At 68.4% G+C, this 16,498-nt stretch carries 10 protein-coding genes; 5 read left to right on the forward strand and 5 right to left on the reverse strand.

The window, feature by feature from the left end:
• The first annotated feature begins 3 nt into the window (after positions 1 to 3).
• A complete protein-coding gene (locus ACTT2I_RS14550; RefSeq protein WP_088432610.1) occupies positions 4 to 924 on the forward strand; it encodes an LpxL/LpxP family Kdo(2)-lipid IV(A) lauroyl/palmitoleoyl acyltransferase in 921 nt (306 codons plus the stop codon).
• A gap of 31 nt (positions 925 to 955) precedes the next feature.
• Here the strand turns inward: ACTT2I_RS14550 and ACTT2I_RS14555 are convergent, their stop codons facing one another.
• The 3 genes from ACTT2I_RS14555 to ACTT2I_RS14565 are packed head-to-tail and all read right to left on the reverse strand — an operon-like array spanning position 956 to position 3,587.
• Complete coding sequence (locus ACTT2I_RS14555) at positions 956 to 2,281, reverse strand: O-antigen ligase family protein (protein WP_443096694.1); 1,326 nt, start codon at positions 2,279 to 2,281, stop codon at positions 956 to 958.
• Positions 2,262 to 3,374 (reverse strand): glycosyltransferase, encoded by a 1,113-nt coding sequence (locus ACTT2I_RS14560; protein ID WP_421099020.1) that lies wholly within the window; start codon positions 3,372 to 3,374, stop codon positions 2,262 to 2,264. The genes ACTT2I_RS14555 and ACTT2I_RS14560 overlap by 20 nt, the downstream gene beginning before the upstream one ends.
• Positions 3,375 to 3,389: 15 nt before the next feature.
• Positions 3,390 to 3,587: a zinc-finger domain-containing protein gene (locus ACTT2I_RS14565; protein ID WP_019183790.1), complete on the reverse strand. Its 198-nt coding sequence runs from the start codon at positions 3,585 to 3,587 to the stop codon at positions 3,390 to 3,392.
• Positions 3,588 to 3,972: 385 nt separating this feature from the next.
• On the opposite strand from ACTT2I_RS14565, the gene ACTT2I_RS14570 reads away from it, so the two are divergent.
• Both ACTT2I_RS14570 and ACTT2I_RS14575 read left to right on the forward strand, forming a co-directional pair.
• Complete coding sequence (locus ACTT2I_RS14570) at positions 3,973 to 7,329, forward strand: GH92 family glycosyl hydrolase (RefSeq protein WP_421099019.1); 3,357 nt, start codon at positions 3,973 to 3,975, stop codon at positions 7,327 to 7,329.
• Between the two features lie 8 nt (positions 7,330 to 7,337).
• On the forward strand, positions 7,338 to 8,024 hold the full coding sequence (locus ACTT2I_RS14575) for a basic secretory protein-like protein (RefSeq protein WP_088432606.1): 687 nt from the start codon (positions 7,338 to 7,340) through the stop codon (positions 8,022 to 8,024).
• A gap of 424 nt (positions 8,025 to 8,448) precedes the next feature.
• On the opposite strand, the gene ACTT2I_RS14580 is transcribed toward ACTT2I_RS14575, so the two are convergent.
• The gene (locus ACTT2I_RS14580) at positions 8,449 to 10,740 is read right to left on the reverse strand and encodes an NADP-dependent malic enzyme (protein WP_421099018.1); all 2,292 of its coding nucleotides are present in this window, start codon (positions 10,738 to 10,740) and stop codon (positions 8,449 to 8,451) included.
• Positions 10,741 to 10,995: 255 nt separating this feature from the next.
• On the reverse strand, positions 10,996 to 12,345 hold the full coding sequence (locus ACTT2I_RS14585; RefSeq protein WP_070425883.1) for a dicarboxylate/amino acid:cation symporter: 1,350 nt from the start codon (positions 12,343 to 12,345) through the stop codon (positions 10,996 to 10,998).
• 262 nt (positions 12,346 to 12,607) lie between these two features.
• On the opposite strand from ACTT2I_RS14585, the gene ACTT2I_RS14590 reads away from it, so the two are divergent.
• Both ACTT2I_RS14590 and ACTT2I_RS14595 read left to right on the forward strand, forming a co-directional pair.
• Complete coding sequence (locus tag ACTT2I_RS14590; RefSeq protein WP_421099017.1) at positions 12,608 to 13,774, forward strand: OprO/OprP family phosphate-selective porin; 1,167 nt, start codon at positions 12,608 to 12,610, stop codon at positions 13,772 to 13,774.
• A 75-nt stretch (positions 13,775 to 13,849) separates the two neighbouring features.
• Positions 13,850 to 16,498, forward strand: coding sequence for a hybrid sensor histidine kinase/response regulator (locus ACTT2I_RS14595; RefSeq protein ID WP_443096695.1), 2,649 nt, complete (start codon positions 13,850 to 13,852; stop codon positions 16,496 to 16,498).

Raw genomic sequence — 16,498 nt, forward strand, 5'->3', positions numbered from 1 at the left:
GGCATGTCCGATAACGCTTCCACCGCCACCCGGCCGTCCCTGCGCAATCCGCGCCACTGGCCGACCTTCGCCTTCATGCTGGTCGCCTTCGCGATCGCCCGCCTGCCGTGGATGCTGCAGCGCGCGCTCGGTCGCGGCGTCGGCACGGTCGCCTACCGGCTGGCCAGCAGCCGCCGGCGCGCCGCCGAGGTCAACCTGAAGCTGTGCTTCCCGGAGAAGGACGACGCCTGGCGCCAGCGCCTGCTGCGCGACAGCTTCGATGCACTGGGCGTGGGCATCTTTGAATTCGCACGTGCGTGGTGGGGCAGCATCGACAGCATCCGCCCGCAGGTGCAGATCGAAGGGCTCGAGCATCTGCACCGCATGCAGGCCGAAGGGCGCGGCGTGCTGCTGGTCTCGGGCCACTTCATGACGCTGGAGATGTGCGGCCGCCTGCTGTGCGACCACGTCGAGCTGTCCGGCATGTACCGAAAGCACCGCAACCCGGTGTACGAGTGGGCGGTGAAGTTCGGCCGCCTGCGCTACGCCAAGGCGATGTACGCCAACGAGGATATCCGCGCCACGGTGCGGCATCTGAAGAAGGGCGGCTTCCTCTGGTATGCGCCGGACCAGGACATGCGCGGCAAGGACACGGTGTTCGTGCCGTTCTTCGGGCACACCGCCTCGACCATCACCGCCACGCACCAGCTGGCGCGGATGACCGGCTGCGCGGTGATCCCGTATTTCCACCGTCGCGAAGGCGGCAAGTACTTCCTCAGGATCGGCGCACCGCTGGAGAACTTCCCCAGTGAGGATGTCGAGGCCGATACCGCCCGCGTCAACCAGGCCATCGAGGCCATGGTGCGCGAGGCGCCGGACCAGTACCTGTGGATCCATCGCCGGTTCAAGCGCCAGCCCGGTGGCCGGAGCGATTACTACACCTGAGGCGGAAGGTGCCCGATGCCTTCCCGCAGGGTCAGGCCGCCTCGTCGCGTGCCAACAGACTGCCCGCATACAACGCGGCCAGCAGCAGCGTCAGGCCCCCCCAGAAGGTGGAGTAGAACGCCAGATGGGTGTTGAACGGGAACACCGTCACTGCCAGCGCCAGCATCGCCGGGCGCGCGCGTTCGCGCGCCTCGGGGGGCGCAAAGCGCCACGCACGCCACGCCTGGGCCACGGCCGCCAGCCATAGCAGCAGGCCGAGGAGGCCGGTTTCAGCGAGGATCTCCAGCACGATCTGGTGCGCGTGCAGGGCCGGGCCGTCGCCCCACACTTCCTGGGCGGCCGGGTCCGGATTGCACGCTGGGTACGCGTCGCGGAAACCGCGTGCGCCGACGCCGTTGATCGGATGCTCCTGGATCATGCAGGTGGCCGCGGCCCATATCTGGGCGCGGCCGGACAACGCCTGGTTGACGCCGTCGTTCTCGCCTTCCCACGCCATGGCGGTCCGCGCGACCCGGTCACCGACCTGGGGCACGCTCACGGTAAGCACGACCGCCGCCACCGCGCCGACCGCGACGCAGGCGAGCAGCCCGCGCACGCCGATCAGCCGCCAGCCCGAGAACACCAGCACCAGTGCATAGGTCAGCCATGCTGCGCGCGAACCGGCCAGCACCAGCACCACGCCCACTGCAGCGGCCACCAGCGACCAGCCAAGGATGCTGGCGCGGCGTGCGGCGGCGAACAGCAGGAACGGCGAGAGGCTGGCCAGTACCTGGCCGAACTTGAGATTGCACGGACCGAGCACACCACTGAGCCGATCCGCGGCCGCCATCTCCTGCGGCGAACACAGCCCATGCCCGCTGAAGGCCCACTTGAGCTGGTCCATCGACCAGAACAACGGGCTGCTGCCGATGATCGCCTGGGCCAACGCATCCACCGTCCACAGGCCGGTGATCACCGCCAGCCCACCCAGCGTCAGCGCACGCCGCTGCGGGGTCGCCACGGCAATCGCCACCAGCCACATGAAGGGCAGATAGCGCAGGCCGGCCGCCGTCTTGCGCCACGCGGTGCCGGGGTCGATCGCATCGAAGGCGGAAAACGCCTGCGGCAGCCAGTAGCCGAGGAACAGGATGCTGGTCAGTGCCCATGCCGGACTGCTGAGCAGACGCTGATTGCCCTGCAGCCGCAGTTGCACCATCCGCACCGCCGCGTACAGCGCGCCGAGCACCAGCACGCCTTCGGCGATGCCGGGCAACGGCCACAGCGCAACGAAGGCGATGACCCACCACGGCGCCCAGCGGCCGGCACGGGAGGCCGGCGAACCCGGGACGAGAGTCGGCTCAGCCGATGAGGGAGGCATAGAGCTGGAGCGTGTCACGCTGCATCGCCTGCAAGGTAAACGGGATCCGCGATGGCAATGCCGGCGGCTGCAGCAGCAACTGCTGCGCGCGCGCCAGCAGCGCATCGGCGTCGCCCAAGGGTACCGCGCCGGACGGTTGCAGTTGAGTCAACAATTCGCCGACGCCGCCGTGGTTCCAGCCCAGCACAGGCCGGCCCACCGAGAGCGCTTCAACCACGGTGCGGCCGAACGCTTCGGCCTTGTCCGAGAGCTGCAGCACCAGATCACTGGCCGCATAAGCCTGCGCGATGCGCGAGGTCGGCGGGGTCATCAACACCGCATCGGATACGCCGAGGCTGCGCGCCTGGGTCTCCAGTTCGGCGACATACGATTCGCGGCCCGGCTCGCGCGTGCCCGGCATCCACAGCCTGGCCGGCACGCCGGCAGCGTGCAGCCCGGCCAGCAGCGTCAGCGCATGGCGATGCCCTTTCAGGCGGGTGCCACGGCCCGGCAGCAACAGCAGCGGCGCATCGCCAGCCAGTGCGGGATGCTGCTCGGCCACGGCCAGGCGCGCGCGCCGATCCTGGCGGCCCACGCGTGGGAACTGGCTGACATCGACGCCGCGGGGAATCACCTGCAGGCGCTCGGCCGGGACGCTGGGGTAATGCGCCTGCACAAACTCGCGCACGCTGTTGGACACGCAGATCACGCGCTCGCCGCTGGTCATCACCGCGCTGTAGCGGCCGGGCGAGTTGAGCCCGTGCATGGTCGTCACCCAGTGCGGGCGGGTGGCGGCCGGCAGGTTGCGCACGGCGTACAGGCCCAGCCAGGCCGGCAGCCGCGAGCGCGCATGCACGATGTCCGCGCCCACCTCGCTGAAAAGATTGCGCAGGGTCAGCACATGGCGCAGCGTCAGCAGCGACTTGCGGCCGATATCCAGAGTGAGGTGTTCGGCGCCGCTGGCGAGCAGCGGCTCCACCAGGCGCCCACCGGCAGACACGACGATGGCCCGGTGGCCGGCGGCAACCAGGGCGGAGGCGATCTCAAGGGTGGAGCGTTCGACCCCGCCGGAGTGCAGCGCCGGCAGCAGCTGCACCACGGTCAGTCGGCGCACAGTGTGGTCCGCGGATCAGTCGGCGAGCACGAACACGGCGCCGCAGTACGGGCACGCGGCCTCGCAGTTGGGCTCGTCTTCGATCGGCAGGTACACGCGCGGGTGCGAGTTCCACAGCGCCATTTCCGGCGTCGGGCAGCTCAGCGGCAGGTCGCTGCGGTGCACGGTGTAACGCTTCTCGGCATTGGCGGGCGCGGTGGCGGTATGGCTCATGGCGTGGACACACAAAGGGGGTTGCGAGACCGTCGATTCTAGCATCTGGCGACCGCCGAAGGCCGCTGGTGCGGAGGGCGACGCGTGGACGCGCTGGCCATCCGGGCGAGGCACCATCGGACCTTTTAAATCGATCCAAATTGATTGTCAATATTTCGGAATGAAACGAATTTGCCGTATTTAGATCGAACTAATTGCACTTGTCACAGCCAGTTGTCGTGATGCAGGATCAGCGGGTACCGATCATCGACCCGATCGCCTGCCCGACCCCCACCGGACATGCATCGCCTCTTTCCTGCCGTCCACGATGGCTGGGGCGACGCCGTCTGCTGTGGCCATCGATGCGGGTCCTGCCTGCCGCCTGCCCTCCCCGGGAGACCCTTGCATGACCCTGTCCCACCTGCGCCCCGTCCGCCGCGCCCTTCCCCTCGCCCTGGCACTGGCCTGCGCATCGATCGCCCTGCCGGCCGCCGCGCAGGGCCTGCAGACCTCCTTCGAGCCGGGCCAACCAGCCCCGGCCGCGGCGGCCTGCGACGGCGCCCTGCAGGTACGGATCGGCAGTGGCCCAGCCGCCCCCTACGCGGCCAAGCCCGGCGTCGGTTACAGCGGCCTGCATGCGCTGCATTACGCCAGCACCGGCGGCGAGGCGCGCCGCCAGCTCTTCAAAACCGATCTGACCATCGAGGCCGATACCACCCTGTCCTGGCTGGTACTGCCCGAGATCGTCGGCAAGGACACCGTGGCCTCGACCTACGTCTCGCTCGATCTGGTCCTCGACGACGGCACCCGCGTCTCGGCCAGTACGGCGCGCGATCATCACGGCGTGGCGCTGGGCGCCCGCGCGCAGGGCGACTCGAAGACGCTGTACCCGCAGCAGTGGGCGCGCAAAGCCGTGCGCCTGGGCGATACCCCCGCCCTGCGCGGGCGCCGCGTGGTCGCACTGGAACTGGAGGTCGCCAGCGCCGACGGCGCCCCGGTCGCCGGTTGGATCGACGATGTCCGCCTGGAAGCGCAGCCGCGCCGCACGCCGCAGCGCCCCTCGGACTGGGTGCTGACCACCCGCGGCACGCAGGCCAATGGCACCTTCTCGCGTGGCAACAACTTCCCGGCCACCGCCGTGCCGCACGGCTTCAACTTCTGGACGCCGGTGACCGATGCCGGCTCGCTGACCTGGCTGTACCGCTGGAACGAACAGAACGATGCGGCCAACCGCCCTGCCCTGCAGGCGCTGGCGCTGAGCCACCAGCCCAGCCCGTGGATGGGTGACCGCCAGACCTTCCAGGTGATGCCATCGGCGAGCCGTGGCGTGCCCGAGGCCGACCGCAGCAAGCGTGCGCTGAGCTTCTCGCGCGACAACGAGCAGGCCCGCCCGTACCGCTACGACGTGCGCTTCGACAACGGCATCGCCGCCGCGATCGCACCGACCGACCATGCCGCGATCTTCCGCTTCGAGTTTCCGGAAGGGGGAGACGCCAACCTGCTGTTCGACAACGTCGACGCGCGCGGCGGGCTGACCCTGGATGCAGCGACGCAGACGCTGACCGGCTACACCGACACCCGCAGTGGCCTGTCCACCGGCGCGACCCGCATGTACGTGGTGGCCAGCTTCGACCGGCCGTGGCGCAGCAGCGGTACCGTGAAGACCGGCCGCCCGACCGGCTACATCAAGTTCGATGCCGGTGCCGATCGCCGCGTCTCGATGCGTATCGCCACCTCGCTGATCTCGGTCGAACAGGCGCGCCACAACCTCGCGCTTGAAGTAGCCGCTGCCGACGATGTGGACCGCGTAGCCGCACGCGCCCAGGACGCGTGGGACCAGCGCCTGGCCCGTTTCGACGTGGGTGATGCCAGCGACGACCAGAAGACAACGCTCTACTCCAACCTGTACCGGCTCTACCTCTACCCCAATTCCGGCCACGAGAACGCCGGCACGGTGGCTGCACCGGACTGGCGCTATGCCAGCCAGGCCAGCGCCTCGGATGAGAACACCGACGGCAGCGCCACGCGTAGCTTCGCACCGGTGCGCGACGGCAGGGTCTACGTCAACAACGGCTTCTGGGACACCTTCCGCACCACCTGGCCGGCCTACGCGCTGTTCACCAAGGACGATGCCGGCGCGCTGGTGCAGGGCTTCCTGGAGCAGTACCGCGCCGGCGGCTGGGTGGCGCGCTGGTCCTCGCCCGGCTACGCCGACCTGATGGTGGGCACCAGTTCGGATGTGGCCTTCGCCGATGCGTGGCTGAAGGGCATCGGCGGCTTCGACGCGCAGGAGGCCTATGCCGCCGCGCTGAAGAACGCGACCGTGGTCCCGCCGGATCGCCACGTCGGCCGCAAGGGCATGGACCGTTCCACCTTCCGTGGCTATGCCACTGCCGATGTGCACGAGGGCATGTCGTGGACGATGGAAGGCGCACTCAACGATTTCGGCGTCGCCAACATGGCCGAGGTGCTGGCCAAGCAGGCCGATACGCCGGCCGCGCGCGAACGCTATGCCACCGAGGCCGACTACTTCCGTCACCGCGCGGGCACCTATGCCACGCTGTTCGATCCTGCCGCAGGCTTCTTCCAGGGCCGCAAGCCCGATGGCAGCTGGCGTCTGGATGCCAAGGACTACGACCCGCGCGTGTGGGGCCATGACTACACCGAATCCAACGGCTGGACGTTCGCCTTCACCGCCGCGCACGACGGCGAGGGCCTGGCCGCGCTGTACGGCGGCCGCGATCAGTTGGCAGCCAAGCTGGACACCTTCTTCGCCACGCCGGAAACCGCCGACGCCGCATTCGCCGGTTCGTACGGCGGCACCATCCATGAGATGACCGAAGCACGCGATGTGCGCATGGGCATGTATGCGCACAGCAACCAGCCGGCGCACCACATCCCGTGGATGTACCTGTATGCCGGGCAGCCGTGGAAGACCCAGCAGCATGTCCGCGAGATCCTGTCGCGCCTGTACCTTGGCAGCGAGATCGGGCAGGGTTACCCGGGCGATGAGGACAACGGCGAGACCTCGGCGTGGTACCTGTTCGCCTCGCTGGGCATCTATCCGCTGCGCATGGGCGCACCGGAGTACGTGATCGGTTCGCCGCTGTTCCGCCATGCCCGCGTGGAGCTGCAGGGCGGCGCGGTGCTGACCGTCAATGCGCCGGAGAACTCGGCCACCAACATCTACGTGCAGTCGCTGAAGGTCAACGGCACGCCGTGGACCAAGACCTGGCTGCCACACGAACTGCTCGCCAAGGGCGCCACGCTGGACTTCGTCATGGGCCCGCAACCCTCGCGCTGGGGTACCGGCCCGGACGACGCACCGCGCTCGCTCACCGCGCGCGGCCAGCAGCCGGCCCTGCTGCACGACCTGCTGGGCAGCGGCGCTACCGCCCAGCTCGGCGATGGCCGCCCGGCGGCGGCCCTGATCGATGACGATGCCGCCACGGCACTACCGCTGGGCGCCTCCAGCACGATCACCTTCAGCAACGTCGCCGCGGGCGCACCGTCGATGTACACGCTGACCAGTGGCAATGGCCCGATCCGCGGCGGCGAATGGACCCTGGAGGCGCGCACCACCGGTGGCCGCTGGGTGCAGGTCGACCAGCGCCGCGGCGAAGCCTTCGCCTGGCCCATGCAGACCCGACCGTTCCGCATCGCCCAGCCGGGACGCTATGCCGAGTACCGCCTGCGCATGGGGGCACCCGGCCGCCTGCAGCTGGCCGAAGTCGAACTGCTCGCCCCGGCCACTGCCCGATGAGGACCCTCATGCCGATCACCCGTTGCCTGTTGACCGCCCTGCTCGTCACCGCCGGGCTGGCCGATGCCCACGCATTCGAGACTACGCAGACCCGCGAGGGTGTGACCCTGCACTACCGCGACCCCAGCGATGCGCTGGCCGCACCGGTGCGCGAGCGGATCATCGAGACCTTCTTCAGTGCGTATCTGCGCGAGCGTGCCGATTTTCATCCTGCCGCACCGGCACAGGTCGGCATCGTCATCGACCCGGCTTACGACGGCATCGCCTTCGTCGGTGAGAAGGCCCAGGCGGCGACGATCACCATCAATCCGGCCTGGCTGGCCAAGCATCCGGGCGACATCGATCTGGTCACGCATGAAGCCATGCACATCGTGCAGGGCTACCCGGAGTACGCCAATGCGCGCGTGCCGGGCTGGCTGGTGGAAGGCATCGCTGATTACGCCCGCGACCGCTATGGCAGGGACAACGCCGGAGCGGGCTGGGCGTTGCCGACGCAGGTCAAGCCGGATCAGAACTTCGATACCGGCTACCGGGTGACCGGCGCGTTCCTGGCCTGGAGCGAGGCGCAGCATCCCGGCTTGGTGAAGGCGCTGGATGGCGCCCTGCGCGATGGGCATTACACGCCGGCGTTGTGGCAGGCGCGCACGGGGCTGGCGTTGCCAGCGCTGTGGGCGGCGTACGTACAGGCGCGTTGAGGCACTCGATGGGCCGGGGTGCAGCGGATACCGGCCGTGGCTGGTACCGGGGTTGGCAGGTACCGACCGTTGGTCGGTACGCTTTCGTGGGTCAGCGCGCGCCCACCAACCCGGCGTACAGCGCGAACAACTGCTGGAAATACCGCTTCGTGCGTGGATCGCGCATGACACCGTTCCCGTGGCTGACCGTGGAGGATATGGTCGGGCCCAGGGTGGCGGCGCCCCCACCGGAGCGCCCCCACGGCCGGGCCGCGTGGTGCTATTGGGCGCTTGGGAGGTTGCAGGGCGGTGACGCCGGTGCGGCGCGCGTGTGGCAAAGCAAAACGCCTACCGACCAACGGTCGGCAGCTACCAGCTTCGTGGCGCAAAACCAGAACGCGCCCCGAAGGGCGCGTTCTGGCAACTGAGAGGGGGAAAGAACGCCTTACGCGTTCTTCTCCGCCTCCAGTTGCTTGCGGATCTGCGCATCCACGGCCGCGATGGCGGTCATGTTGAGCACGCGGCGCGAGGTCGCGCTGGTGGTCAGGATGTGCACCGGCTTGGCCACGCCCATCAGGATCGGGCCGATCGCCACGCCATCGGTGAACACGCGCACCAGGTTGTAGGCGATGTTGGCCGCTTCCAGGTTGGGCAGCACGAACAGGTTGGCACGGCCCTTCAGCGTGCTGTTGGGCAGCAGCTTCTGGCGCAGGGCTTCATCCCATGCGGTATCCCCCTGCATTTCCCCGTCCACGTTCAGGCGCGGGTTGCGCTTGAGCAGCATCTCGCGGACCGCACGCATCTTCAGCGCGTCCCTGGAATCGTGGCTGCCGAAGTTGGAGTGCGACAGCAGCGCCACCTTCGGCTCGATGCCGAACAGCTTCATGCGGTACGCCGCCTGCAGCGTGGCTTCGGTGATCTGCTCGGCGGTCGGGTCTTCCTGCACGTGGGTATCCACGAAGAAGAACACGCCCTGCTGGTTGATCACGCCGGTCATCGCCGAGGTGGAGGTCACCTTGGCTTCCAGCGGCAGCACGCTGCGCACGTAGCCGAGCTTTTTGTGGAAGCGGCCGACCACGCCGGTCAGCATCGCGTCGGCTTCGCCACGCGCCACCATCACCGCGGCGATCAACGTCGGCCGTGAACGCATCAGGTTCTTGGCCGCGGCCACGGTCACACCGCGACGGCCGGTGAGGTTGTGGTAGTACTGCCAGTACTCGTTGAAGCGCGGATCGTCGTTGATGTTGGTGATGTCGAAATCGACACCGGCCTTCATGCGCAGGCCCAGGCGCTCGATACGCGACTCGATCACGTCCGGGCGGCCGATCAGGATCGGCTGCGCCAGGCCTTCATCGACCACGTTCTGCACCGCGCGCAGCACCACTTCTTCTTCGCCTTCGGCGTACACCACACGCTGCTTGTCCGAGCGGGCGCGGTCGTAGACCGGCTTCATCATCAGGCTGGTGCGGTAGACGAACTGGGCCAGCTTCTCGCGGTAGGCGCCCATGTCGGCGACCGGACGGGTGGCCACGCCCGAATCCATCGCGGCCTGCGCCACGGCGGCCGACAGCTCCACCAGCAGGCGGCGGTCGAACGGACGCGGAATCAGGTAGTCACGGCCGAAGCTCGGGGTCTCATCGCCATAGGCCGAGCCCAGATCGCTGGCCTCGCGGCGTGCCATCGCGGCGATCGCGTGCACGCAGGCGATCTTCATTTCTTCGTTGATCGCGGTCGCACCGACGTCCAGCGCACCGCGGAACAGGTACGGGAAGCACAGCACGTTGTTGATCTGGTTCGGGTAGTCCGAACGGCCGGTGCCGATCAGCGCGTCCGGGCGAACCGAACGGGCCACTTCCGGCATGATTTCCGGGGTCGGGTTGGCCAGGGCGAAGATCACCGGATCCTTGGCCATGGTCTTGACCATGTCCGCGGTCAGGATGCCCGGGGCCGACAGGCCCAGGAAGATATCCGCGCCGTCGACGATCTCGGCCAGCGTGCGCTTGTCGGTATCACGCGCGTAACGCGCCTTCTCCGGGTCCAGATCGCTGCGGCCGGTGTGGATCACGCCGTCGCGGTCGAAGGCGAGGATGTTCTCTTTCTTCAGGCCCAGCGAGACCAGCATGTTGACGCAGGAGATGCCCGCCGCGCCCATGCCGGTGGTGGCCAGCGTCACCTCTTCGATCTTCTTGCCGGTCACCAGCATGGCGTTGAGCACGGCCGCGCCGACGATGATCGCGGTGCCGTGCTGATCGTCATGGAACACCGGGATGTTCATCCGCTCGCGCAGCTTGCGCTCGACGATGAAGCACTCCGGCGCCTTGATGTCTTCCAGGTTGATGCCACCGAAGGTCGGCTCCAGCGAGGCGATGATGTCGACCAGCTTGTCCGGGTCGTTCTCATCGATCTCGATGTCGAACACATCGATACCGGCGAACTTCTGGAACAGCACGCCCTTGCCTTCCATCACCGGCTTGCCGGCCAGCGGGCCGATGTTGCCCAGGCCCAGCACGGCGGTGCCGTTGGAGATGACGGCGACAAGATTGCCGCGGGCGGTCAGTTCACTGGCCTGCTGCGGGTCAGCCATGATCGCCTCGCAGGCGTGTGCCACGCCCGGGGAGTACGCCAACGACAGATCGCGCTGGGTCAACATCGGCTTGGTCGCGGTGACCTTGATCTTGCCGGGCGGCGAGAGCCGGTGATAGTCGAGGGCTGCCTGTTTGAAATCTTCGTTGGACATCGCTTTCTGCAGATGAATGGGCGAGAGGAACAGGGGATCATACCCCCGTTGGCGTGGACGGACCTGTCGCTACGCTGTCGCGGTCATGCTGCAACCGCACATAATCCAGCGCGCCACGCAGCCCGTCCGCCGGCGTATGCGGACCAGCCTGCCGCGCGCAGATGACAGCGCGCACCGGGCCTGAAAAACAAAACATGGCCGTGCCGCCCCGGCAGGAACGGCACGACCATGCACCACACAATCAGCGCATCGGGCTCAATGCGCCGGGGCCGGCAGCGTGGCCGGCAGGTCATCGACGACCAGCGGCGGCAGCTCGGCTTCGCGGCCATCGAGCACCATTGCCAGGCGGTCGCGATCCAGCGCGTTTTCCCAGCGCGAGACCACCACGGTGGCCACGGCATTGCCGATGAAGTTGGTCAGCGAACGGCATTCGCTCATGAAGCGGTCCACGCCCAGGATCAGTGCCATGCCGGCCACCGGCACTTCCGGCACCACGGCCAGGGTCGCGGCCAGGGTGATGAAGCCGGCACCGGTGACGCCGGCGGCGCCCTTGGAGCTGAGCATCGCCACCAGCAGCAGGGCGATCTGGTGGCCCAGGGTCAGCTCGGTATTCGTGGCCTGGGCGATGAACAGCGCGGCCAGGGTCATGTAGATGTTGGTGCCGTCCAGGTTGAACGAGTAGCCGGTCGGGACCACCAGGCCCACCACGGACTTGCTGCAGCCGGCCTTTTCCATCTTCTCCATCAGCGAAGGCAGCGCCGATTCCGAGGACGAGGTGCCCAGCACCAGCAGCAGCTCGGCCTTGAGGTAGCGGGCCAGCTTGAACACCGAGAACCCGCACAGGCGGCAGACCACGCCCAGGATCACCGCCACGAACAGGAAGGCGGTCAGGTAGAACGAGCCGACCAGCCAGGCCAGGTTGACCAGCGAGCCGACCCCGTATTTGCCGATGGTGAAGGCGATCGCGCCGAATGCACCGATCGGGGCGGCCTTCATCAGGATATGGACCAGGCGGAACACCGGCGCGGTCAGCGCTTCCAGGAAGGTCAGCACCGGGCGGCCCTTTTCGCCGGTCAGCGCCAGCGCGATGCCGAACAGCACCGCCACGAACAGCACCTGCAGGATGTTGCCTTCGACGAATGCACTGACCAGGGTGGCCGGGATGATGTCCATCGCGAAGCCGACCAGGGTCAGCTCATGCGATTTCTGCACGTAGCCGTTGACCGCGGTCTGGTCCAGATCGGCCGGGTTGATGTTCATCCCCGCACCCGGCTGCACCACGTGCGCCACCACCATGCCGACCACCAGGGCCAGCGTGGAGAAGAACAGGAAGTAGGCCATCGATTTGGCGAACACCCGGCCGACGGTGCGCAGGTGGGTCATGCCGGCGATGCCGGTGACGATGGTCAGGAAGATCACCGGGGCGATGATCATCTTCACCAGTTTGATGAAGGCATCGCCCAGTGGCTTGAGCGATTCGGCGAAGGCCGGCTCGTAGTGGCCGAGGATGGCACCGAGAACGATCGCCACCACCACCTGGAAATACAGTTGGCGGTAGAACGGCAGCGGCTTGGCCGCCAGCGGGGCGGTGGTGGGAACGTGCATGGGAAGCTCCGGCAGTGTCACGAAGGATGCCGGCCGCGCTGGGCGGCATCTGGCGTGGCCTTTTTACGCCCGCATCTCGCCAACGCAGATAACCTATTGGTACTAGCCCCCCGGTTCAGCTGGCCGGACTGCCTACACTGTCCCTGCACCGCGCCCCCACGGCGGCGGGTGGCCCGGCAGCGGATCAGGGGGACAGACCCACAGATTTGCCGTCCGCGGCCGTTGTTGTTCTGCCCCACTCTTATTCAAGCAGCTACCGCCCATGCGCCCTACGCCCCTGTTCATCGCCCTGGCCCTGACCACCGCCCCGCTCGCCGCCACCGCGGCCGACTGGGACAACTGGCCGACCAAGACCACCTTCAGTGACGGTACCGAGCTGGCAGCGACGGCCAACATTGCCTACGACCTCAACGACTCCTCCGGCGGCAGTGGCATCGACGATGCCGATGCCGTGCGCCGCAAGGAGTTCGGCGCGACCCTGAAGAAGAAAGGCGTGTACGACGCCATGGTCTATTACGACTTCCAGGCCGACACCTGGCTGGACGTGTTCGTCCGCTTCGAGAGCAAGGCCTTCTTCGGCAGCGACATCGGCCGCTTCCGCTTCGGCTACATGAAGACCCCGGTCGGCCTGGATGCCGGTACGTCCTCGCGCGCCGGCAGCTTCCTGGAAACCGCCCTGCCCGTGCAGGCGTTCTACGAAGGCCGCCGCACCGGTGCCGAATGGGTGCTGGAGCGCCCGCAGTACCTGCTGCAGGCCGGCGCCTACGGCGGCAAGGACCTGCAGGGCGATAACCCGGGCACCACCCAGGCCGTGCGTGCCGTGTGGACGCCGCTCAAGGCCGCGGGCGACGTGGTCCACCTGGGCCTGGCGTATTCGCAGGAAAACCCGCGCGGCTACCGCGATGGCCGCGATGTCTCGCACCCGGCCAGCGCCCGCCTGCGCGCGCGCCCGGAAGCCGGGCTGACCGACATCCGCCTGGTCGACTCCGGCGCGCTGGCCACCGCCGACAAGATCGTGCGCACCGGCCTGGAAGGCATCTGGATCCGCGGCCCGTTCTCGCTGCAGGGCGAAGCGCTGCAGACCACGGTCAGCCGTGACGGCAAGCCGGATTACACCGGCAGCGGCCAGTATGCGATGGCCAGCTGGATCCTGACCGGCGAATCGCGCCCATACAGTTCCGGCGCGGTGGCCAACGTCAAGCCGGCCCACGGCTACGGCGCAGTCGAGCTGGTCACCCGCTACAGCCGCATCGACCTGGACGATGCCGACGTGTTTGGCGGCCGCCAGCACGATTGGACCCTCGGCGCCAACTGGTACCTGACCTCGCACTTCAAGTTCCAGGCGAACTACGTCAAGGTCGACGCCAGCCGTCGCGGCGTGCGCAGCCAGCCGGAGATCTTCGAACTGCGCGCGCAGATGCATTTCTGAGCCCTGCGCCGCTGACCGCAACCGACGCGTCGGGCGTGCACACCACGCCCTGCGCTCGACCGTAGACTGCCGCCCATGTATTGGCTCGGCCGCCACCGCACCCTGCTGTTGACCCTGCTGGTGATGATCGGCGGCACCTTGCTGTGCGCGGCCGCGGCCGGCCACTACGCCTGGCGCCGCGCGCTGGCCGCCGAGAGCGGCCAGGTGCAGCGCCAGCTGGAGCTGTACGCCCAGGGCCTGCAGCAGCGCATCGACCGCTTCGGGACGCTGCCGCAGGTGCTGGCGCTGGACCCGGACCTGCGCGGGGCGCTGCTGCAGCGCCCCGATGCCGCCGCCCGCCAGCGGCTGAACCTGAAACTGCAGCGCGCCAACCAGGTCACCCGCGCCTCCACCCTGACCCTGGTCGGCCGTGACGGCGTGGCCGTGGCCGCCAGCAACTGGGACCAGGCCAGCAGCAACGTCGGCGAGGACTACAGCTATCGCCCCTACTACCGCCAGGCGCTGGCCACCGGCCACGGCCGGTTCTACGGCATCGGCATGACCACCGGCGTGCCCGGCTACTACCTGTCGCAGGCGATCGAGGAAGACGGCGCACGCATCGGCGTGGTGGTGATCAAGATCGAACTGGCCGCGCTGGAGCAGGAATGGCTGACCAGTCCGGACGTGGTGCTGGCCAGTGACGAGCACGATGTGGTGTTCCTGGCCAACCGCGATGCCTGGCGCTATCGGCTGCTACGGCCGCTGGGCGCCGCCGAACGCCGCGAGATGCTCGACAGCCGCCAGTACGCCGACCGCTCGCTGCAACCGTTGCGGGTACGCACCGGCAGCGTGCTGGACGATGGCGGCCGCATGGTCCACCTGCTCGATCCGGTGCTGCCGGGCGAGATGCTCTGGCAGACCCTGGCGCTGCCCGAGGAGCAGTGGAACCTGCACCTGCTGCACGATGCCGGCGCTGCCACCAGCGCCGGGCGCAGTGCCGCCATCGGCGGCGGTGCGGCGTGGCTGGCCCTGGGCTTCCTGGTGTTGTTCATCCAGCAGCGCCGCCGTCTGGCCGCGCACCGCCAGCGCAGCCGGCGCGAGCTGGAAAGCGTGCTCAAGCAGCATGCGCAGGAGTTGCGCACCGCCCAGGACGGCGTGCTGCAGGCCGCGCAGCAGGCCGACAGCGGCCTCAGCCGCAGCCTCGCGCACCTGCCGCAGGGCGTGGTGGTGATCGACAACGAACAGAAACTGGTGGCATGGAACGCGCGCTATCTGGAACTGTTCCGCTTCCCGGGCGGGCTGATCCGGGTCGGCCGGCCGATCGAGGAGATTTTCCGCTACAACGCCAGGCGCGGCCTGCTTGGCCCCGGCCCGATCGATGAGGCCATCGAGCGCCGGTTGAATCATCTGCGCAGCGGGCGCCCGCACATGCGCGAGAGCGAGAAAGACGACGGCACGGTGCTGGAGATCCGCGGCAACCCATTGCCCGACGGTGGCTTCGTCACCAGCTACGCCGACATCACCGCCTACAAGAACACCGCGCGCGAACTGCGCTCGCTCGCCGATGCGCTGGAGCACCGCGTGGCCGAGCGCACCCGGGATCTGGACGAAGCGCGGCGCGAAGCCGAGCGCGCCAACCGCTATAAATCGCGCTTTGTAGCCTCGGCCGTGCACGACCTGCTGCAGCCGCTCAACGCCGCGCGGATGTTCGTCTCCGTGCTGCGTGGCAAGCTGCAGGGCGATGCACGCGAACTCAGCGAGCACGTGGACGCCGCGCTGGCCGCACAGGACGCCATCCTCAACAGCCTGCTCGATATTTCACGACTGGAATCGGGCGCGCTGCAGACCCATGTGCGCGCTTTCGCGCTGTCGCCGCTGCTGGAAACGCTGGCCCGCGAGTTCGGCCTGGCCGCCGACAGCCGCGGCCTGAAGCTGCACTGGGTGGACACGCGCGCCGTGGTGGTCAGCGATGAAGCCTTGCTGCGCCGGATCCTGCAGAACTTCCTGTCCAATGCGCTGCGCTATACCCCACGCGGCCGCGTGCTGATCGGCTGTCGCCGCGATGCGGGTCAGCTGCGCATTGAAGTGCACGATCAGGGGCCGGGCATTCCGGAGAGCCTGCAGAGCGAGATCTTCGAGGAGTTCCGTCGGCTGGATGATGGCGTGGACCAGGAACGTGGTGCCGGGCTGGGCCTGGCGATCGTGGAGCGTATCGGCCGCCTGCTCGGCCACCCGATCCGCCTGCGGTCTACCCTGGGGCGCGGCAGTGTGTTCTCGGTGAGCCTGCCGTTGGGCGAGGCGGCGGACGTGGTCATCGCACCCGCGCCCGCGGTCGCCCCGGTGCTCGATAGCGGCGATGACAGCCCGTTGCGCCATTGCCGGGTCTGGAGCATCGACGATGATCCACGGGTCTGCGCCGCCACCCGCGCACTGTTGGAACGCTGGGGCTGTGAGGTGGAACTGGCTGATGGCCCGCAGGCCGCGCTCGAGATCGCCTCGGCGTTCAACGTGCCCCAGCTCCTGCTGCTGGATGTGCGCATGGGCCAGTGGCACGGCCCGGACCTGTACGAACAGCTGTGCGGCCTATGGAACGCGCGCCCACCGGTGATCCTCGTCACCGCGGAGCGCGACGACGCGTTGAAGGCCCACGCCGCGGAAAGCGGCTGGGGCTTCCTGTCCAAGCCGGTGCGGCCGCCCGCCCTGCGGGCCCTGATGACCCAGCTGCTGCTGCGCCACCGCCGCTGA

It is taken from the genome of Stenotrophomonas sp. PUT21, from assembly GCF_052232875.1.
GTDB classification, from domain to species: Bacteria; Pseudomonadota; Gammaproteobacteria; order Xanthomonadales; family Xanthomonadaceae; genus Stenotrophomonas; species Stenotrophomonas maltophilia_N.